Source organism: Methylobacterium durans (assembly GCF_003173715.1).
Lineage (GTDB): Bacteria > Pseudomonadota > Alphaproteobacteria > Rhizobiales > Beijerinckiaceae > Methylobacterium > Methylobacterium durans.
In genome coordinates, this window is record NZ_CP029550.1 from 3,219,097 (window position 1) to 3,238,372 (window position 19,276).

The 19,276-nt window shown below is 65.3% G+C and carries 16 protein-coding genes and 3 pseudogenes; 11 read left to right on the forward strand and 8 right to left on the reverse strand.

Annotated elements, in window-relative coordinates:
* The first annotated feature begins 3 nt into the window (after positions 1-3).
* The 8 genes and pseudogenes from DK389_RS14860 (at position 4) to DK389_RS14895 (ending at position 6,362) form a co-directional block, all read left to right on the forward strand.
* A protein-coding gene (locus DK389_RS14860; RefSeq protein WP_236960848.1) for an IS3 family transposase occupies positions 4-1,355 on the forward strand; the annotation gives its coding sequence in 2 pieces (ribosomal slippage) (positions 4-339 and positions 342-1,355; 1,350 coding nt in all).
* Positions 1,356-1,432: 77 nt separating this feature from the next.
* Positions 1,433-2,773 (forward strand): annotated as a pseudogene (locus DK389_RS14865) (HWE histidine kinase domain-containing protein); the annotation flags it as partial.
* A gap of 289 nt (positions 2,774-3,062) precedes the next feature.
* Entirely contained in the window at positions 3,063-3,545 is a 483-nt protein-coding gene (locus DK389_RS14870) for an Hsp20 family protein (protein WP_109890687.1), read from the forward strand.
* 92 nt (positions 3,546-3,637) lie between these two features.
* Positions 3,638-4,159, forward strand: coding sequence for an Hsp20/alpha crystallin family protein (locus DK389_RS14875; protein WP_109890689.1), 522 nt, complete (start codon positions 3,638-3,640; stop codon positions 4,157-4,159).
* 115 nt (positions 4,160-4,274) lie between these two features.
* Positions 4,275-4,685, forward strand: a complete 411-nt coding sequence (locus DK389_RS14880) for a hypothetical protein (protein ID WP_236960886.1) — start codon at positions 4,275-4,277, stop codon at positions 4,683-4,685.
* A gap of 14 nt (positions 4,686-4,699) precedes the next feature.
* Complete coding sequence (locus DK389_RS14885; protein WP_109890691.1) at positions 4,700-5,044, forward strand: hypothetical protein; 345 nt, start codon at positions 4,700-4,702, stop codon at positions 5,042-5,044.
* Positions 5,045-5,070: 26 nt separating this feature from the next.
* Entirely contained in the window at positions 5,071-5,817 is a 747-nt protein-coding gene (locus DK389_RS14890; protein WP_109896408.1) for an NADH dehydrogenase ubiquinone Fe-S protein 4, read from the forward strand.
* A 116-nt stretch (positions 5,818-5,933) separates the two neighbouring features.
* A complete protein-coding gene (locus DK389_RS14895; protein WP_109890693.1) occupies positions 5,934-6,362 on the forward strand; it encodes an SPW repeat domain-containing protein in 429 nt (142 codons plus the stop codon).
* A 364-nt stretch (positions 6,363-6,726) separates the two neighbouring features.
* Here the strand turns inward: DK389_RS14895 and DK389_RS14900 are convergent, their stop codons facing one another.
* The 3 genes and pseudogenes from DK389_RS14900 to DK389_RS14910 form a co-directional block, all read right to left on the reverse strand.
* Positions 6,727-7,362 carry a MarC family protein gene (locus DK389_RS14900; RefSeq protein ID WP_109890695.1) on the reverse strand — a complete coding sequence of 212 codons (636 nt, stop codon included), beginning with the start codon at positions 7,360-7,362 and terminating at the stop codon, positions 6,727-6,729.
* 46 nt (positions 7,363-7,408) lie between these two features.
* A complete protein-coding gene (locus DK389_RS14905; protein WP_194075210.1) occupies positions 7,409-7,555 on the reverse strand; it encodes a hypothetical protein in 147 nt (48 codons plus the stop codon).
* A gap of 169 nt (positions 7,556-7,724) precedes the next feature.
* Positions 7,725-9,385: pseudogene (locus DK389_RS14910) on the reverse strand (IS1182 family transposase).
* Between the two features lie 222 nt (positions 9,386-9,607).
* On the opposite strand from DK389_RS14910, the gene DK389_RS34260 reads away from it, so the two are divergent.
* The gene (locus tag DK389_RS34260) at positions 9,608-9,970 is read left to right on the forward strand and encodes a hypothetical protein (RefSeq protein ID WP_109890697.1); all 363 of its coding nucleotides are present in this window, start codon (positions 9,608-9,610) and stop codon (positions 9,968-9,970) included.
* A gap of 1,392 nt (positions 9,971-11,362) precedes the next feature.
* On the opposite strand, the gene DK389_RS14920 is transcribed toward DK389_RS34260, so the two are convergent.
* Complete coding sequence (locus DK389_RS14920; RefSeq protein ID WP_236960888.1) at positions 11,363-13,792, reverse strand: DUF927 domain-containing protein; 2,430 nt, start codon at positions 13,790-13,792, stop codon at positions 11,363-11,365.
* Between the two features lie 326 nt (positions 13,793-14,118).
* Between DK389_RS14920 and DK389_RS14930 the strand changes: the two genes are divergently transcribed.
* Positions 14,119-15,470 (forward strand): IS3 family transposase gene (locus DK389_RS14930; RefSeq protein ID WP_109889188.1). Its coding sequence is split into 2 segments (ribosomal slippage): positions 14,119-14,454 and positions 14,457-15,470, totalling 1,350 coding nucleotides; the frame shifts between segments, so codons are not numbered across the junction.
* A 652-nt stretch (positions 15,471-16,122) separates the two neighbouring features.
* Here DK389_RS14930 and DK389_RS14945 read toward each other — a convergent pair.
* The 3 genes from DK389_RS14945 to DK389_RS14955 form a co-directional block, all read right to left on the reverse strand.
* Positions 16,123-17,180 (reverse strand): IS630 family transposase gene (locus tag DK389_RS14945; protein WP_109888638.1). Its coding sequence is split into 2 segments (ribosomal slippage): positions 16,123-16,688 and positions 16,688-17,180, totalling 1,059 coding nucleotides; the frame shifts between segments, so codons are not numbered across the junction.
* A 338-nt stretch (positions 17,181-17,518) separates the two neighbouring features.
* Positions 17,519-17,764 carry a hypothetical protein gene (locus DK389_RS14950; protein WP_109890705.1) on the reverse strand — a complete coding sequence of 82 codons (246 nt, stop codon included), beginning with the start codon at positions 17,762-17,764 and terminating at the stop codon, positions 17,519-17,521.
* A gap of 101 nt (positions 17,765-17,865) precedes the next feature.
* Positions 17,866-18,099, reverse strand: a complete 234-nt coding sequence (locus tag DK389_RS14955) for a hypothetical protein (protein WP_109890707.1) — start codon at positions 18,097-18,099, stop codon at positions 17,866-17,868.
* Positions 18,100-18,494: 395 nt separating this feature from the next.
* Between DK389_RS14955 and DK389_RS14960 the strand changes: the two are divergent.
* Positions 18,495-18,683: pseudogene (locus DK389_RS14960) on the forward strand (integrase core domain-containing protein); the annotation flags it as partial.
* A gap of 30 nt (positions 18,684-18,713) precedes the next feature.
* Here the strand turns inward: DK389_RS14960 and DK389_RS32400 are convergent.
* Positions 18,714-18,950, reverse strand: coding sequence for a hypothetical protein (locus DK389_RS32400; RefSeq protein WP_162560658.1), 237 nt, complete (start codon positions 18,948-18,950; stop codon positions 18,714-18,716).
* Positions 18,951-19,276 lie beyond the last annotated feature (326 nt).

Consider the following 19,276-nt stretch of genomic DNA (forward strand, 5'->3'; position numbering starts at 1 on the left):
ACGATGAAGCAGACATCCGGACTGGCACGCAAGCCGGCAGACGCGGTGATCAAAGACATCCGCCGGGCCACCCGCCGGCAGTTCTCGGCCGAGGAGAAGATCCGCATCGTGCTGGAGGGCCTGCGCGGCGAGGACAGTATCGCCGAGCTGTGTCGGCGCGAGGGCATCGCCAGCTCGATGTACTACGGCTGGTCCAAGGAGTTCCTGGAAGCCGGTAAGAAGCGGCTGGCGGGCGACACGGCGCGGGCGGCGACAGCAGACGAAGTCAAGGAGCTGCGCCGCGAGGCGGGCGCGCTGAAGGAGGTTGTGGCCGATCTCCTCCTGGAGAACCGCCTGCTCAAAAAAAGCATGAGCGGGGCTGGGGACGACGAGGCATGAGGTACCCAGCCCCTGAGAAGCTGGAGATCATCCGGCTGGTTGAGCAATCCCACCTGCCGGTGCGCCGCACCCTGGAGAAGCTCGGCATCACCCGATCGACGTTCTACCGCTGGTACGACGCCTACCTGAGAGGCAGTCCCGAGGCATTGGCTGACCGACCATCCCGGCCCAGCCGGGTCTGGAACCGTCTACCGACAGAGATCCGCGAGCAGATCGTCGCCCTCGCGCTGGAGGAGCCGGAACTCAGCCCACGCGAACTGGCGGTGCGCTTCACCGACGAGCGGCGCTACTTCGTCTCGGAAGCCAGCGTCTACCGCCTGCTCAAGGCCCAGGACCTGATCACCAGCCCCGCTTACATCGTCGTCAAGGCCGCCGACGCGTTCCGCGACAAGACCACGGCGCCCAACCAGCTCTGGCAGACCGACTTCACCTACCTGAAGGTTGTCGGCTGGGGCTGGTACTACCTGTCGACGGTGCTGGACGACTTCTCGCGCTTCATCGTGGCCTGGAAGCTCTGCGCCACGATGCAGGCCAGCGACGTCACCGCCACGCTCGATCTGGCGCTGACCGCGGCCGGGCTCGATCAGGTGCCGGTGGCGCATCGCCCGCGGCTGCTGACCGACAACGGATCGAGCTACGTCGCGGGTGACTTGGCGACATGGCTCGGCAGCCGAGGCATGACCCACATCCGCGGTGCGCCGCGCCATCCCCAGACGCAGGGCAAGATCGAGCGCTGGCACCAGACGCTCAAGAACCGCATCCTGCTCGAACACGCCTACCTGCCGGGCGAGTTGGAGGCCCGGGTTGCCGCCTTCGTGGAGCACTACAACCACGTCCGAGCTCACGAGAGCCTGGGCAATCTCACCCCCGCTGACGTCTATCTCGGCCGCGGCGAGGGCATCCTGCGCGAGCGGGCGCAGATCAAGCGTCAGACCCTCATCGACCGCCGCTTGCGCCACCACGCGCGGGCTGCCTAACCTCTCAACCCAGGTGGACCAGAGCCTCCGTTCCTGAGCGTCCCAGATCGTCTCAAATCATCTGACGACGGACAGCTAACGACGCGTTCTCCAAGCTCACTGGCTACGCGCGCAGTGAAATCTTGGGCAACAACTGCCGTTTCCTCCAAGGTCCGGAGACCAATCAGGAGGATGTCGCGAAGATCCGTGATGCGATCGAGCGGCGCGTGCCAATCGAAATAGAGATTTTGAACCATAAGAAGAATGGCGAGGTTTTTTGGAACCGACTGCTGATCTCTCCAGTGTTCGATGTCGATGGCCAACTGACATATTTCTTTGCCTCACAGTTCGATGTCACTTTGGAGCGTGACCGGCTGGTGCGCCTCCAGAAGGATCGCGACGCTCTGGAGCAGGAAGTGGAGCGCCGGGCGAGCGATCTGCGCCGCAGCGAGGACCGGCTGCGCTTTATGCTCAAGGCAGGCCGGTTCGGCACCTGGACGCTTGATCTGGCCGATCAGCGGCTGGTCGCCTCCGACCTCTGCAAGGAGAATTTCGGCCGCCCGGTCGGCGATACATTCACCTACGACGAGTTGCTGGCGTCGATCATGCCCGAGGACCGGGCGCGGATGCAGGCGGCCGTCAGAACGTCGATTGAGCAGCAGACCGACTACGACATCGAGTACGCCATCCGCACTCCCAAGGGGGAGGTCCGCTGGCTACAAATCCGGGGGCAAACCTACTACCACGCCGACGGTTCGCCACTGAGCATGGCCGGCGTTTCGATCGATATCACCGAGCGCAAGCGCGGCGAGGAACATCGCGCGCTGCTGGTGGCCGAGTTGAGCCACCGGGTCAAAAACTCGATGGCGACGATGCAGTCGATCGCACATCAAACCCTGCGTAGCGCCTCTTCCCTCGACGAGGCCCGGAAAACCCTTGAGGCCCGCCTGCAATCCCTGTCGGCCGCTCATGACGTTCTGACGCGCGAGAGCTGGGAAGGAGCGACGCTGGCGGAGATTGTGGAGAGTGCGCTGCGACCGTTCCAGGCTGGCAGTGGGCGACGGTTCAAGGCCGGTGGCCCCGAGGTGCGGCTCAGCCCACGCCTCGCACTGGCCTTCGTCATGGCCCTGCACGAGTTGGCCACCAACGCGGTGAAGTATGGAGCGCTCTCGACCGACGAGGGCCGGGTGATCCTGAACTGGGACATCGTAGACGGTTCCGCCCCTGAGCGTCTGTGGCTGCGTTGGGAGGAGTTGGGCGGGCCGCCGGTTACGCCGCCTACGCAAAAGGGCTTTGGCACACGACTGATCGAGCGGGCGCTTGCCGCCGAGCTGGGCGGCACGGCAGAGATCGACTATCGCCCGCGCGGCGTGGTGTTCACTGTTGAAGCACTGGTTTCCGAGCTGCGGCGCGGCGGCGAAGCTGAGCAGACTTCCTGAACTGGGAAACGGGCAGTCACCCCCGGTTCCATAAATCCCAGCCCGCGAAGCCGCTCGGGGATTGGGAGTTATGGAAGCCCCAGAGCAGATTCCATCAGCCGGAACCCAAGCCGCTGCCAATCGGGTGAGGGCGCTCGCAGAGGCTCGCAAATTTTCGCACTGCCCTGGAACCTAGTTCCGCGCCGCACGTTACGCGCGTGCGAGGCCCGAAATGGGCTCGCCAGTTGGGCGCCGGCCACTCGGTGTCCGGCGTCCCTTGTGGTCACGTTGCTCACTGGAGGATGTGGTTATGAGGACCTACGACGTTGCGCCCCTGTTCCGCTCGTCCGTCGGCTTCGACCGGCTTCTCGACCTGCTCAGCCAGGCCGAGCGGGTCGAGCCATCCGCCGCCTGGCCGCCCTACAACATCGAGAAGGTGGCCGAGGACGAGTACCGCATCACCATGGCGGTCGCGGGCTTCAAGCCCGAGGATATCGAGCTCACCCAGCACGACACCACCCTCCTGGTCACGGGCCAGAGGAAGGGTCAGGACGGCGAGCACCAGTACCTGCATCGCGGCATCGCGGCCCGCACCTTCCGCCAGACCTTCAACCTGGCCGAGCACGTGAAGGTCACGGGAGCGAGCCTGGAGAACGGCCTCCTGGCGGTCGACCTCAAACGCGAGGTGCCCGAGGCCCTGAAGCCGCGCCGCATCACCATCGGCGGTGCGCAGGGTGCGGTCGGCCAGGACAACAAGCCCGTGCAAATCGAGGGCGAGGCCAACGCCGCCTGAGCTGACCCGACCCGGAACGATGAGATCCCACGTGGGCCCAGCGGTTCGCGGGGGAGGTCACATGCCTTCAACCATGCTGATGGAGACAAGCCATGAGTGTGAGAGATCTGATCCCGTGGGGCCGAAGCACAAATGCGCCGGTGCCGAGCAGGATGCGGGATGAGCCCATGAGCCCGTTCCTGACGCTTCATCGCGAGATGAACCGCCTGTTCGACGATGTGTTCTCGGGTATCGGCGGCGTTCCAGCTCTAGGAGGCCGCAGCCTCGGCTGGCCAAGCGTCGAGATGGTGGAGACCGACCAGGGTCTGCGCGTCTCAGCTGAACTGCCGGGTTTGGACGAGAAGGATGTCGAGCTGACGATCGACGACGGTGTCCTGACGCTGCGCGGCGAGAAGCGCGCTGAGATGACGGATAGAGAGCGCGGGTACTCGGAGCGCAGCTACGGTCGCTTCGAGCGGGTGATCGCCTTGCCGTTTGCCGTCGAGGAGGACAAGGCCGAGGCCTCGTTCCAGAACGGCGTGCTCAGCGTGGCGCTCCCGCGCTCGGCTAAGGCGCCAGAGCAAGGGCGCCGCATCGCGATCAACGGCGCCAAGCCGCAGGACACAGCACATTGAGCCTGAGCGTCCGTTCCGACGGGCGCGAGCTGAACGACTGAACGCATGACACGGCGGCCGGCGCGGACACGGGTCGCGCTGGTCGCTCATCCTTTGCTCAACCGAGGAGGATCACATGCAGCAGATCGAACCCCCCATCGAACGCCTCGGGCCTATCGCCGCGGCCAGCATCCGGCCAGCGGCCGTGGATCCGTGGGAGGCGTTCATCGCCCCCGGCGATGTGTTCCGCCATCCGCGCGAGGTCCTGGCCTATCCTGGCCTGTCGAAGGCCGAGAAGCGCGCCATCCTGGCGTCCTGGACCGCGGATGCCCATGCCGTCGAGTCCTGCCCGGCGCTCCGCTGCCTGCCCGGCTGCAAGGCCGAGCCGGTGCCACTCGATGCCGTGCTCGCGGCCCTGCTCGGACTCGACGGGATCGCCGCTACGGGTTCGGCCGCCGAAGCGCCGGAACAGGGCCGCAGCTTTCCGCTCGTGCTCACGCCCCGGAAGCCGGCTGATGTCGCACCAACAGAAGGCATCCTGAACTGAACTGGGAGGCAGCGATGGCAACCTTCCACCTCAAGGATTGGCGCCGACGGTCGGCGTGGCGCCGCCGAATTCAGCTTTTCAGGTCGTCGCTCGACGCGAACCTGATGCTGTTCCTGGATTGGCTCATCTCGGTCACGCTCTGCCTCGGCCTAGCGATCGTCCTGCCGATGCCGGCAATGCCGGGCACCCTTGCGGCGCTGCTGTCGCTTGCGGGCTTCGTCTGGCTTGGCCTGGCAATCACGCAGGCCGGGCCGCCGGTCGACAGCCCGCACCTGACTGCCTGGGATGCGGCGCTGCTCTCGTTTGCCTCCAGCTTCGGCGTGCAGGCGGCGGCGCATCTGGGCGCTTTCGGATCGTGATCGCAATGATGGATCGAGAGGCAACCATGCAAGACCATGTGATCGGTATCGGGCACAACTGCCCGCCCGCGGACGTCACCTGTCCGCCTTGGCTCGCAGGCGCGCGCGCGCTCATCCGGCGCCGCAAGCGGCCGGTCGAAACGGCCGGTCGCGCGCACGAGAACGACTGGATCCTCAGCTTCGAGCGGCAGACGCCTCCGGAGATCGACGAATTGATCGGTTGGACCGGAGGCGACGATACGCTCGCGACAGAGGTGCAGCTCACTTTCGCCACGAGGGCGCAGGCCGTGGCTTACGCGGAGCGCCTGGGCCTCGAGTACAGCGCCGAGCCGGAACCCGGGCGGGCCACTCAGCTCAAGCGCGTCCCACCCTGGCAGTGGAACCGGCGCCCCGTGGCCGCTTTCGGGCGCAGGCTCGGTGCCGGGGCCCGCTCAGCAGCTGGCCCATCCTGGAGCGCGGCTGATCGAACCCAGCTGCCGGACCTCGACCGGGCTCACATCAATCCCGCTGCCGTCTTCAGCAGCCCTGCGGACGTGCTCGGCCACCCGCGCCTGATGAGTGGGTGCAAGCGGGAGATCCTCCAGCGCTGGGCCTGGGACGAATACCTGAAGGAGATTGCGGCGGCGGAAGGCATGGCGGAGGGCGAGCCCTCGCGCCTCGACGAGGTCAAGGCTGCGCTCCTGAGTCTGGGTGTGACAGGGCGGCCAAAGCCGTATGCGCCGGCTGCGGCTGCTCCGCTCCTGCGGCAGGATCTGGAGGTGCTTGCTGCCTGAATGACCGAGAGCGACCACGCACATGGTTCGCCCGTGATCGGGCAGGTGCCGCTCGGGCCTGCTCGCCGGACGACGGAGGGAGGATCGACCTTTGCTTCAGAGAAGGAGGGTCAGGGATGTTGGGACAAGAGACGAAAACCTATCGGGCTGTGTGCAATCTGGTGAGCGCCGGGCTTGGCCTAGTCCTGCTCGCTTCACCGTGGATGTTGGCCGAAACCTCCAGCCCGGCCGCGCTGTGGAGCACGGTGTTTGGCGGCGCCCTCGTGATGCGCCTTGGCTCTTCGGCCGCGCTGCGCTTCCGTAAGTGGAAGGCGCGGACGCAGATCGCGATCGGCTTCTGGTTGGCAGGCGTGCCGTGGCTCTTCCACTTTGAGGGTTTGTCGCAGCTCACGCGCATTCACAACCTGGTCGGGCTTGCGGTTGCCGCGCTCGCAGTTGCCGAGCTCTGGATCAGCAGGACGGCTCTTAGTCGGACGGGCAGCGTGCCCGTTCGCGGATGTAGAGGCAGCTGCATCTTCCGGAATGGCGGAGAGCCGGCATGCTAACCGCCTTCGTGCTCACGAGCGTCGTTGCGGGAGGCTTGCCAGTCATGCTGGTCCCTCTGCAGTTCCGGGCGCTGCTCGATCTTCGCTACCCGAGGCAGGCCCGTGAGTCTGATCGAGACAGCCGGACGATACACGACGGCTTTGACGCAGCTCCTGTCATGAGGTTGCCGCGTCCGGAGGCGGTGCGGAGTCACGCCCGCAGGAGAACGGTTCAAGCGGACGGCAACGGCTCTCGGGTGGCCCGACAGCCTCGCTCGCGCTTGCCGCATCGGCGACAGAGCAATGGATGAGGACGGAGTGGTGTCGCAAGAAGATCAGAGCGGCGATGAACTTGCAGCCAAACCTCATGAGCTCATCAAGGATATCATGAGGTTATAAATCCGCCTCGGATCCCGTCGAATACGAACTGCACGGCAAGGCCGGCGAGCAGCACCCCCATGATCCGGCCGGCAACGTCTGCGCCGGTCTGGCCTAGCCAGCGCGTCAATATCTCTCCGGCCCGCATGGCGATGTATGTCAACAGGAGACAGCTCACAAGCATCGCCAAGATCGCGCCGCCCTCAACCATGTCCTTTGCGCGGCCCATCAGGAGAACGACAGCCACGAGAGCGCCAGGGCTTGCAATCACTGGAAAAGCCAGCGGAAAGACGGCGATGTCGCCGAGACTTCTTGCCGCCTTCTTCTCACCCTCGCTGATTGAAGACAGGCCGGGGCTCGAGAAGACTAAGGTGAGAGCCTGGAGGAACAGCATGATGCCGCCGGCCACCTGGAAAGCCGGCACACTGACGTGAAGGTAGTCGAGGACCGGCGCTCCACCGAGTGCGAAGGCGAGCAGCACGATGCCGGCGATGAGCACCGAGCGCAGAGCAAGCGTTGTGCGCTCGGGCCTGTGCACGCCACTGGTGAGGCTCGCAAACAGCACCGCCGTCTCGATTGGTCCGATAGTGGCGAGTAGCGTGACAAACGCGGATGTGATGCTTGGTGACACGTAGGCTGTCACGCTGTCCTGCTCGCGTGCCTTTACGGTTCCCGGACCGAAGTCGCTATCAGTTCCTGACGTTGGGTAGCGGCTCGAGCGCCATGCCCTTAGCGTTGATCTCAGTCAGCCGCATCAGCTTCTGATCCGCCCTCTCCGCTCGCCATACTTCCACCCCGGCTGCTGGGAAGACGGCGAACTCGTCGCGCCGCATCATGCCCTGCTTCTCGAAGTACGTCAGCAGGGCATGACGGGGTGGAGCGTGTCGTAAATGCGGACGCGCCCTCGTTCAAAGGTTTTTAGCCATACCCACCCAGCTTGCTGCTCCAAACAGCGCAAAGCGCTGTGTCCAGAAAACGACGGGACACTGTTGGCGAATTCGACAGCTATGCCGTGAGGGCCTTGAAGCGTGAGGTGCGCGTGGGTGCCAGCGGACGCAGCGAGAGCCAGGCAGCGAGGCGATCGACGTTGAGAGCGGCCGCCGTCGCCACGCTCTGCAAGGTCGTCTTCGCCAGCCCGCGGTAGCGTGCCCGGCGCAGGCCGAAGCTGCGTACGCCTTGCGCGATCGTCGCCTCGATGCCTTGCCGCTGCCCGTAGAGCCGCCGGCCTTCCTCGCTCTCCTGCCGCTGCCGCGCAGCCGCCAACGCCTCGTGCTCGGCGCGCGGATGCAGGCTGAGGCGGCGGCTCGCCGCCCGGGTACAACGCGGCTTGGCAGGGCACAGGCGGCAGACGGCGGGCCTGAAGCCCGCGCGGATGAATGGGCGTCCGCTCGCCTTGTCCCGGTACCCGCCCCAACTCGTGCTCTCGTGCCCCTCGGGGCAGCGCACGCGGTGGCGCTCCCAGTCGACCGCGAAGTCGGTGACCTGGAACGCATCCTCCTCACGCATCTGCCAACTCTGGTTCGGCCGCGTCGGGCCGATCAGGGCGATGCCATGCCGCTCGCGGGCCGTGACCAGATGCTCGGCGCTCACGTAGGCAGCGTCGACCAGGTGCTCGCAAGGGAGCAGTCCCGAGCTGGCCAGGGCGGCATGGATCGCGGCGGTGCGCATCGCCTCGTGCACGTTGGCTGGCGTCGTGTCGGTGTGAACGACCAGCCGAGGCAGGTCGGGGTCGCAGGTCTCAGTCAGGTGGACCATGTAGCCGGTCCAGTCGGTTCCGGACTTGGCCCGGAACCGAGCATCGACGTCGTAGGGCGACTCGATCCGGTCACCGGGTCCACGCCCCTGCACCGGGCGCAATCGGATGCCGGCCCCAGCAAGTGGGCTGCCGTCACCTGCGCGCGCGAAGTGCCGCGCCCACACCCGGCGCAGCACGGCGACGGATGGCAAGGCGACAGCGAGTGGCGGGGCGTCCGCGCCATCCAGCGCGTCGAGCAGGCGGCAGCCGTCGGCCCCGACCTGGAGCACGTAAACCTCGCGTTTGAGGCCGGTCGTGGGCAGGCGCGCATCCTCGATCCGGCGATCGTAGCGCTCGTGCCAGTCGGATGGGACGACCCGGCGCAGCCAGTCGGGGACAAGGGCTGCGACCGCGTTGAGAGCCGCGCGCAGCGTCTCGGCCAGCAGTTCGATCCGGTTGAGGTCGCGCACCGCGGCGAGCACGTGGGTGCTGTCGGTGCGTTGGCGCCCGCGCCCTTGAGCACGCCCTGGTCGCGTGCGGCGTCGAGGATGCGGGCCAGCAGCCGTCCGGTGGCATCGTGCTGCAGCAGCCGGCCGCGGAACTCGCACAAGACACTGTAGTCGAAGCCTGGATCGGTGAGGTCGAGGGCGAGCAGGTACTTCCAGTCGATGCGAGCACGGACTGCCTCGGCGGCCTGGCGGTCGCTCAGTCCTTCCCGGAACTGCAGGAGCGTGACGAGGGCCAGACGCCAGGGTGCGTAGGCGGGCTGGCCGCGCGCGGGATAGAGGTCGGCGAACTCAGTGTCGGCGAAGATGGTGCCGAGGCGGGTGCGCAGGAGCAGATAGGGATTGCCGCGTCGGAACGCGATCTGGGCGACGCGAGCGGTATCTTCAGGCACAGGTGGGAGCGGTGATTGCAACCGGAGCGACATGGGCGACCTCCGAGCGGGACGCTCAGCCTACGCCCAGCACCCTACCTTCCGGAATTCGCCAACAGTGTCCGACGATTTTTGAGACAGGGCTGCGAGGGTGAGAGCCGCCCCAGACCCGGTCTGTCAGCGGCGCAGGCCATGCTGTGACAGGACAGATCTAGGCATGCGGCGAGCCCATCGGTACGGTCAGGCTTCATTGGCACGTCAGCGCCGAGAACCACGATGCCCATCCGGCGCGAGCACCGCTTCTTCTACCCAATCGATTGGCCGCAGCTCTCAGCCGTGATCCGCTTCCGCAGAGCCGGTGGGCGCTGCGAAGGTTGCGGTCGGCCACACGGACATCGTGTCGTTCACTTGGGTGACGGCCGCTGGTGGGACGCTGCGACCGGCGTGTGGCGGGACGGACGAGGCAAGGTCCTGCGCAGCCTGCCAATTACCGAGGAGATTGCTGCTGTCCGAATGACGAAGGTCGTGCTTGCGACCGCTCACCGCGACACGAGCGACAACACGGCCTCGAACCTCGCTGCTTTCTGTCAGCGGCGCCACCTGTTGCACGACCGGCCTGAGCATCAGCGACGGCGATAGCTCACCTTGTTCCGGCGCAAAGCCTTGGGCGACCTGTTCGGCGGCCCGTACGCCTAATTTGGCGTTCGTGAGCAGCCTCTTTCGATGGGTGGTGTCGAGTTTGGCAGCTCCAAGTTGGACTTAGGCATGAGGATACTCAACGCTTGGGGAGATGGGAGGCCGACAGGCGGCAAGCTCGAAGGGGATTAGGCGAAGCCGGGGTACAGCGCGGATTGGAAAAGCGGGGGCCTGCGCCCGCAGCCCTCGCTCAATCAGCGACGCCCAACGGCACCATTTCCGGATCAGGCGAAATAGGTTGAAACGTGAACTGAATTCGCCGTCCGTTCTGCTACCGCTCACGCTTACGGCCTGCGACCGAGCCCGAGCACCTTGATCAATTGAGATAGCTCATGCGGGGGGATGAACCGCTGTCACACCTGCCACCTGGAATGTCACACCTCTTCGCTCTCCGCGTGTGACAGGATTTCCCCAGATCTTTCCGAGGCTTAATCAGGGTGTCACACCTGTCACACCTCTTTGGGCGCGAACGCCACACAGCGCGCGGCTTTGAGGGCTGCTTTTGTGGAGGCTGGCCGACGTCACCGTAAAGGCGGTCATGTTCGGCAATCGTCATAGGCGTAACAACCGCCGACCGGCTTCACATCGATCCAACTCTGACTAGCTAGAATTTTGGCCTTCAGGCAGATGATTTGCTTTGCGAAAGCTGTCACATCAGCAAGCTCAGTGGCCGAGGATCTATGTCTAAACGCATTGCCGCAGCCGGTGTCACCTAGTTTTTGCCCCTGTCACCTCTGTCACCTCAGCTTTCAAGGGGTCTAACTGGAAAAAGGCCGGGTGCTTCTCGCCCGCAGGTGGCTACCCTCCGGATGGGACCCGCTCATTGTATGGCGTGTCCCTCTGCCCCCCGCGTGGGGCGCGTCCGACGCATGGAGAGGGAGGGCTCTTATTCCTGCCCGCCCTCATGAGGAGGTCGGTCCTTGGGGTTCCGGTCCGCTGCTCGCAGCTCGTGCCGGGCCTCTCGATCGCTCAAGCTCTAGCAGCTCACGGTCGAGTGCCGCCCAATCCTCATGCCCTGCCCCTCTCGCCAGCATGTCAGACAACCTGGAGGCCATCCGTTCAGCCAGGGGTCGGGCCAGCCGCCATCATGTTCGAGGATCGCTGCACGCTCCTCCCACTCGCACTGCATCGTTTCAGAAGGCGTGGCGGGTGTGACGGGTGTGACAGGTGAACTAAAGTATTGATGTGGTTCGTTAAAAGCCGTCACACCTTTGGCCCCGGACGGTGTGACACAACGGGTGATAGGTGTGACAACCACCCGACGGATGGGTCGCCCCTCACTCAGTGCAGCCAAGCGCGCAAGCAAGTCGGGAGCTAAGGGCGCAGGATCGCGGATCACGCATCCTCTCCGTCGAGGATCGAGGCCACGACCCGATAGACGCGCATGGTCCTATACCCAACGCGCTCTGCTCGCTTTCGCTTGCCGCCTGGATCCCGCACGAGGAAGCCAGCCTCCGCCAAGGCGTCGGCCGCGGCGCGCGGGTCGAGACCCTGTGTCGCCTCCTCCCACCCGCCATCATGGAAGAGGAAGTCTCCGTTCTCGTCGTCACGGCCGAGGCGGAAGCCGGCGACGTTCTGCGCTCGCCAAGAGCCCTCGTCGTGCCCGTGCTGGGCCTTGATGAAACGGGCTGAGGCGTGCCGCAGCAGAAAGTCCCGCACGGCTCGGACGGCGTTGCGGTCCTCACTCGCGCCCGTGCCGCCCCGCTGGGCGAGCCACTGGCGGAAAATACTCTCTGCAGCCGCCGTCACGGCACCTGGCTCGACGGGAAGGAGCCTGAAGGAGACTGCGAGCTCGCCGGCCGCGGCAACGAGCGCGAACCGCGTCCCCACCCGCTGCACCTGCCCGCCAGCGCTTGGCGGCAGCCGCTCGGCCAGAAAGGCCGCAATCAGGGCTCGTGCCGTACCGATGGCCTTCTCTCGGTCCGCAAGCAGAGCGTTGACGAACGCGGGCCCTGCTGTCCCGTAGAGGCGTCCTGTCCGCTCGCGCACGGCATTGGACAACTCGGAGGCATCGCCGTACCCGGCTGAGTGATCGAACAGGCCGTGCCCCTGCCCCGCGTCGGCCGGCACATCCACGAACCGCACCATCTGCCCAGCTCGCGCCCCACGCAAAAAGGCTCCGTCGGCGATGCGCTGCGCGAACGTGATCTCGCCTGTCGACAGGACCATGATCCGCCACCGCTGCCGGGTGCGCATATCTCCGTCCGCCTTGAGGCGTCCCTTGCCCGAGCCGCCCGTGAGAGCGTAGGCGGCGGCGTCGAGATCCTTGGGCTCGCACATACCCAGCTCATCGAGGGCGAGCAGGCTGTCGTTATGCGCGGCGGCCGTACCCTCCAGCGCATTCGCAGTGGTCCGCCAGGTCACCGCAAACCCAAGCGGACCGCCACCGCCCCATACGCTCCCCGCCATGCGCAGAGCCGTCGTCTTACCGCACGAGGAAGGGCCGACGAGATTAAACGCGCCGGGCTCCTGGCCGAGCGGTTCGAGGAGAGGGCCGGCGAAGGCAACGCCGAGCGAGAACAGGAGGCGGCTCTGCCCGGCCGCCAGGGAGGCAACCTCGTCGATCCAGGCCGCCAGGTCGCCGGCAGTGCGGAAGCCGTCGGCCTGCTGATCGGCACGAAACACGATCGGCTCGGCCTCGCGCTCGGGTGTCGTGGCCGTGAAGTTGGGCGCGGCGTACACCTCTCCGTTGGCGTGCCATCCACTCCGACTCACGAGCATGGCGCGCAGGTCAACCGTCAGGCTGGCGAGGGCGATGATGAAGCGATCCTTGGCACTGCGGCCTGAGGCGAGGCGCAGGCCCTTGCCGGCCATCTCGCGACGCACTTCCGCGGCGTCGCCGGCAGCGAGGTCCGCGAGGGCTACGACGACGGTCTGCAGGCGGCCGTCCGGATCACGGAAGGAGATCGCCACCGACCAGCCGGTGCCCTCTTCCGTGCGGACAAGGGCGTGCACGTCGAACGGGCCCGACAGCCACTCGCCGGGCTCATCCTCTTGCGGCTTGAAGGCAAGCCCTTTGGCCGTCATGCGGTAGCCCCGTGGCCACTCAATTGCGGGACGGAGGCGAGCGATCGGTGGCAGGTTCTTGTCGACCGACGTCGCGGCGGCGCCGCTCACGTCGATCCAGGCTTCATCTTGGTTGCTTCTGCCCGCGGTCGAAAAAGGTTTCGCCGTGGCCACGAGCTGCCCAGCGCGCTCGCTCGACCAACGCTCCTCGAGGGCATCGGCCGCATCCCACCCGATTACGCTAACGTTTGAAGGCGGATCGATGATGGCGACAGTGAACGCCCCTGCGTTGAGTGCAAGCACGGCGGCTTCACGGGCATAGTCGAGGCCAGGCTCGTCGGCATCCGGCCAAATCACGACGTGGCGTCCGCGCAGGGGACTCCAATCCGCGTGCCGGGCATTCTTGCTCCCGTTCGGGCTAGTAATGGCAACGTGATCCGGTACGAGCTTGAGGGCGGCGTCGGCCGATTTCTCCCCCTCGCATAGCAGCACATGCGCGTCGGGTCGGGCCGCGAGCAGGTCAAGGCCGTATAGTGGTCGAGGCGCAGGCGGCCCCTTCCAAACCCAGCTGAGGGTTCCACCGGCGCCCTCAAACAGGGAGAGAGGACAATATTTCTTGCTCCCGTCCGGTAGGGCGAAGCGGCAGGCGTAGAATAACACCCGGCCTTTTGCATTCAGATAGGGCCAGGCGGCCGCCGGCTCGCCGTAACTCCTATGGCGTCGCGGAAGGGCCGGTGGAGCACCGACGGGCACCGGCATGACAGCCGGGAAATTACCCGTCGATGTGGCTCGGCGCGGACCTGTCGAGATCAGCTCTGGCAGCGGAGCGAAATGATCATTACTCATACGCGTCGACGCCCAGCATTTCGGCGACGCTGCGGGCCGCCTCATCTTGTTTCAGGTTGAATAGGAAAGCAGCGAGCGCGATTAGGTCGCCTCCCCTGTCACCCGTGGCGAAGTCGCACCATCGACCTGTGTAAAGATTTACCTTGAAACTGCCCTGTCCGCCGTCAGCGCTCCTGAGACACATCGAGGCCCTTCACGAACGGAGGATGGCTGGTTCATCGTAGTCCTGAGGCACGACGATGAAGCAGACATCCGGACTGGCACGCAAGCCGGCAGACGCGGTGATCAAAGACATCCGCCGGGCCACCCGCCGGCAGTTCTCGGCCGAGGAGAAGATCCGCATCGTGCTGGAGGGCCTGCGCGGCGAGGACAGTATCGCCGAGCTGTGTCGGCGCGAGGGCATCGCCAGCTCGATGTACTACGGCTGGTCCAAGGAGTTCCTGGAAGCCGGTAAGAAGCGGCTGGCGGGCGACACGGCGCGGGCGGCGACAGCAGACGAAGTCAAGGAGCTGCGCCGCGAGGCGGGCGCGCTGAAGGAGGTTGTGGCCGATCTCCTCCTGGAGAACCGCCTGCTCAAAAAAAGCATGAGCGGGGCTGGGGACGACGAGGCATGAGGTACCCAGCCCCTGAGAAGCTGGAGATCATCCGGCTGGTTGAGCAATCCCACCTGCCGGTGCGCCGCACCCTGGAGAAGCTCGGCATCACCCGATCGACGTTCTACCGCTGGTACGACGCCTACCTGAGAGGCGGTCCCGAGGCATTGGCTGACCGACCATCCCGGCCCAGCCGGGTCTGGAACCGTCTACCGACAGAGATCCGCGAGCAGATCGTCGCCCTCGCGCTGGAGGAGCCGGAACTCAGCCCACGCGAACTGGCGGTGCGCTTCACCGACGAGCGGCGCTACTTCGTCTCGGAAGCCAGCGTCTACCGCCTGCTCAAGGCCCAGGACCTGATCACCAGCCCCGCTTACATCGTCGTCAAGGCCGCCGACGCGTTCCGCGACAAGACCACGGCGCCCAACCAGCTCTGGCAGACCGACTTCACCTACCTGAAGGTTGTCGGCTGGGGCTGGTACTACCTGTCGACGGTGCTGGACGACTTCTCGCGCTTCATCGTGGCCTGGAAGCTCTGCGCCACGATGCAGGCCAGCGACGTCACCGCCACGCTCGATCTGGCGCTGACCGCGGCCGGGCTCGATCAGGTGCCGGTGGCGCATCGCCCGCGGCTGCTGACCGACAACGGATCGAGCTACGTCGCGGGTGACTTGGCGACATGGCTTGGCAGCCGAGGCATGACCCACATCCGCGGTGCGCCGCGCCATCCCCAGACGCAGGGCAAGATCGAGCGCTGGCACCAGACGCTCAAGAACCGCATCCTGCTCGAACACGCCTACCTGCCGGGCGAGTTGGAGGCCCGGGTTGCCGCCTTCGTGGAGCACTACAACCACGTCCGAGCTCACGAGAGCCTGGGCAATCTCACCCCCGCTGACGTCTATCTCGGCCGCGGCGAGGGCATCCTGCGCGAGCGGGCGCAGATCAAGCGTCAGACCCTCATCGACCGCCGCTTGCGCCACCACGCGCGGGCTGCCTAACCTCTCAACCCAGGTGGACCAGAGCCTCCGTTCCTGAGCGTCCCAGATCGTCTCAAATCATCTGACGACGGACATCCTGGCCCGCACGCAGGAGGATGAAAAGCTCGCCCTACAACTCGCGTAAAGGATGTTCGTAGAAGCTAAACGGACAGCAGTTGGCTATGGCCGGATCGACTGAGGACAGGTTCGACGCTCTGGAGGCCCGCCGAGGTAAACAGGCACTGCTCATTCAGAACGAGGGGCGTTGCAATCAGGACACCACCGAGGCCGAGCGGGTGCGGCGGGAGATTGAGGATGAGCTTGCGGCCCTGCGCGTCCGCACTACCACCTTCGCCTCAACCCGCGACATTCGTGAGCGCTGGGCCCACCTCGCGCAAGGCTGCCACGCGCCGACCCCACCTAACTCGGAGGGGCCGCTGGCTCCTAGTTTTCTACCCCCCGAGCGGACGAACTCGCTGACACCTCGGCGACGGGCTGCCGAGGATGGTGGTTCACGCGAGCGAACGCGCTAGCCTCGACACCGCCGCGCGACGCTTGGGTGCTGTGGATCAGTCAGGGCATCGTGACCCGAGGACAGTGCTCGGCCACGTCCGCCGCGCCAACGCTTTCGAAAATCACTCGGGAAGCAAATTCTTATACCAAGTCTCACTGATCAGCACTCATGAGCCCAGGTGCGTCGGCCGATGGAGACGATGTGCCAGGGCTCATCAATGAGCCTGTTCCAGGCATGGCAGCAGTGATCGACGATGTCGTCGTAGGAGCCGAAGATCCGGTTGCCGAGCCAGTTTTGGCGTAGAAACTGCCAGATGGCCTCGACCGGGTTCAGCTCAGGCGAGCGCGCCGGCAGCGGCATGAGGGTGAGATTGCCCGGCACGACAAGCTTCTTGGTGAGATGCCAGCCTGCTTGATCGAGCAGCAGGACGGCGTGAGCGCCCGGTGTGACATGCTGGGCGATCTCGGAGAGATGATGGTTCATCGCCTCGGTGGTGCAGCGTGGCATGACGAGACCGGCGCCCTTAGCGAGTGCAGGGCAGAGCGCTCCGAAGATGTAGGCGGATTCGGTACGCTGATCCTTCGGAGCTGCCGGCCGTGTGCCGCGGCGTGCCCATCGCCGGGTGATGGTGTTCTTCTGGCCGACACGGGCCTCATCTGAGAACCAGATCTCTATCGGCTTGCCGCCGGTTGCCTGCGCGATCTCTGCCAGATGGGCCGGGAAGTCTTTTTAAAAACCTCCGCCGCCTGCAGATCCTGGGCGTGGTGGCGAGGCCGCGCCGAGAGCTTACGGAAGCCCATGGCGCGCAGGACGCGGCTCAGCGTCTGCTCGGAAACCGAGACACCGTGGTCCTCACACAGGATCTGGGCCAGATCGACCAGGCGCCAGCGCACCACACCGTGGGCAGCTGGCGTCGGGCCTTGCTCCACCATGGCCCGCAGCGCCTCGCATTGGGCCGCATTCAGGCGCGGGCGCGCACCGGGCGCTTTGCCGTCGATCAGGCCGTCAGGTCCCCGTGTGTTGAAGGCCAGCACCCAATCGCGCACGGTCTGCAGCCCGACCCCGCCGATCTGCGCCGCCTCCGAGCGCGATCGGCCGGCATAGATGGCTGAGAGTGCCAGGAGACGGCGTGTCTGGGCTGGAGTCCGTGAGGTCTTGGCGAGCGCGCGCAGCCTCGGCGCATCGAAATCTGACCGGAGCGGCACGGGAGCGGCCATCACATCCTCCTCGGGCAACCACGCCCAGAGAAGGAATCACACCCGGGTTCGCTGGGCTACTCACCCCACGTGAGTCACCCTCACCGAGGACTGGTATTACAGCCACTATGCCCCGGCCTTCGGCTCGATCATGCCGCGCCGCTTCGCCTCCGCAATCGCCGGGGACCTCTTGCCTCCGTATCGCAGTTGCACTCTTGATGCCCACTGCAACGCCGCTGGCGGCCACTTCAGTGGTCGGCTTTCTGTTCTCACCGGCACTGGCTCACTCAAGGCCGAGGCGAAGGACCTGCACGAACGGCTCCGGCAGAAGGCAATCAGCCGGCTGCAGCAGTGGCGGCTTAGTGCAAGGCGCCATCCGCGACCGGGACGTGCGCGATCTCTACTCGCTGCGAGAGGCTGTCGAATAGGACTGCCTGCGCTCTGCAGGTCACGAGATTCGCTTCCTCGACGGTCGCGAACGCCTCTGAGTCGAGCACATGCCCATTCGGCGCGATGCAGACGCTCAGCCAAGGCATCCCTGGCATCGGCGGCGGATACACAGCGAACAGGTAGCGGGCGAACTCGGCCTCGGCGTTGTGGAGCATGGGGCGATCTCCGGCGACCTATCTCCGCCAACGCCTCACCCATCGTGTTGTTCGCAAGTAGATGAGCGCCCACAAGCCGTTCGCCTGCGAGCAGACCCGGCCTAGTGCAGGGACTTCACGGTCTTCTGCTTCCGCGCCTCGATGAAGTCCGCCATGTCCGAGGCGCAGCGCTCCGTTTCGGCATCAGCCTCGCGGCGCGTCCTGAAGGTCGTGGCAGCGATGACGCGCCCGTCCGGGTGCAAGCACATACAGACCCACGGCAACCCGGGTGCCGGCGGATTGTAGACCGCGAAGGTGTAAGTTGGCGCGTCGTCGGCGCCGGAGGTGATGGGCATAGCCTTCCTTCCCGGCGGACATCGCTGAGGCGCACACCCTACGCTGTATCCGGCCGAGGGCCAAGGCGAGGGGGCGGGTTCACCAATCAACATCAGCTTTGAGCTAGAGGGGACGGTCCGGAGGGCTGCTTTTAGCGTTCTGTAACCGCGCTCACGCGAAGGAACCCGGCCTCATTATACGATCTCGATTTAGCCTCGAAGGCTATCTGACCTGACCGGCTGGTTTTGGACCAGGCTGATTGCGAGGATCAGCCAGGACCGGAGGAGCTGGAAATGAGGCGAGGACAGAGGCTGAGTGCCGAGCCCGTGGTGCTAACATTGCGCCAGATCGAGGTGCAGACAGCCCAGGGCAAGAGCATCGCGGTTGCCTGCAAAGAGGCGGGCATCTGCGAGCAGAGCTGCGCGACGAGTGCCTACGCCAAGAGATCTTCTCCTTGCTGAAGGAGGCACAGGCCGTGATTGGGCTTTAGCAGATCAGCTATAATCGCGTGCGGCCGCACTCGTCACTGGGCTACCAGCCGCCCGCGCCCGTCAGCTTCCCGGATCTGGCCTTCCGCCTACCCATGGCCGCTACCATGCAGTAACTTCCCATCTGGCCCGGCCCAAAATACGGGTCAGGTCACTGTTGCTGCGGTCCTCTGCGCTGCTCCAAAGCGAGCAGACAGCATCTGCGCTTCATTCGGCGGAATGCCATGCGTCTCAGCGAGAACAGAAATAAGCTGAGAAAGTTCTTCTGGTGTAAAGTTCATCTCGCGCACTGCCGCAACCAGCGCATCTGTCGCGGCCATCTTCCTGAGACCGTGCTTGATCTGGATCATCGAAGGCATAGGAACCTTGCGGCCGAATTTCATGGAGCGTAACATTATACGTTTTCGCCTCCTACACGTAGATGCGGGGAGCCTCAAAGAGGTCAGCTACCTGCTTGAGACTCTCAGCTCCCGACACATATTACAGGTAATTTTTGCGAAAAAGCAGCGTTCCATTTCCTTCGTCAGATAATATTTTTATCTTTTTTCTAAGCTCGCCCTTGCGCGCTTGTAAATGCCTCCTTGGCGGCGTACATGTCAAATATCGATTTTCGGCCAGATATCCGGCCGTGCCGCCCGCTTGGGCGCGCGTTCTGCATTTCTCCCTTATTTCGACGACGAGCGACCGAGCGCGTGATTGCATGCGCTCG

Coding starts and splice junctions, on each gene's coding strand:
- DK389_RS14870 (WP_109890687.1), top strand. CDS start 3,063: ATGAGGACCTACGACGTTGCGCCCCTGTTCCGCTCGTCCGTCGGCTTC.
- DK389_RS14875 (WP_109890689.1), top strand. CDS start 3,638: ATGAGTGTGAGAGATCTGATCCCGTGGGGCCGAAGCACAAATGCGCCG.
- DK389_RS14880 (WP_236960886.1), top strand. CDS start 4,275: ATGCAGCAGATCGAACCCCCCATCGAACGCCTCGGGCCTATCGCCGCG.
- DK389_RS14885 (WP_109890691.1), top strand. CDS start 4,700: ATGGCAACCTTCCACCTCAAGGATTGGCGCCGACGGTCGGCGTGGCGC.
- DK389_RS14890 (WP_109896408.1), top strand. CDS start 5,071: ATGCAAGACCATGTGATCGGTATCGGGCACAACTGCCCGCCCGCGGAC.
- DK389_RS14895 (WP_109890693.1), top strand. CDS start 5,934: ATGTTGGGACAAGAGACGAAAACCTATCGGGCTGTGTGCAATCTGGTG.
- DK389_RS14905 (WP_194075210.1), bottom strand. CDS start 7,555: ATGATGCGGCGCGACGAGTTCGCCGTCTTCCCAGCAGCCGGGGTGGAA.
- DK389_RS34260 (WP_109890697.1), top strand. CDS start 9,608: ATGCCCATCCGGCGCGAGCACCGCTTCTTCTACCCAATCGATTGGCCG.
- DK389_RS14920 (WP_236960888.1), bottom strand. CDS start 13,792: ATGCCGGTGCCCGTCGGTGCTCCACCGGCCCTTCCGCGACGCCATAGG.
- DK389_RS14950 (WP_109890705.1), bottom strand. CDS start 17,764: ATGCTCCACAACGCCGAGGCCGAGTTCGCCCGCTACCTGTTCGCTGTG.
- DK389_RS14955 (WP_109890707.1), bottom strand. CDS start 18,099: ATGCCCATCACCTCCGGCGCCGACGACGCGCCAACTTACACCTTCGCG.
- DK389_RS32400 (WP_162560658.1), bottom strand. CDS start 18,950: ATGAAATTCGGCCGCAAGGTTCCTATGCCTTCGATGATCCAGATCAAG.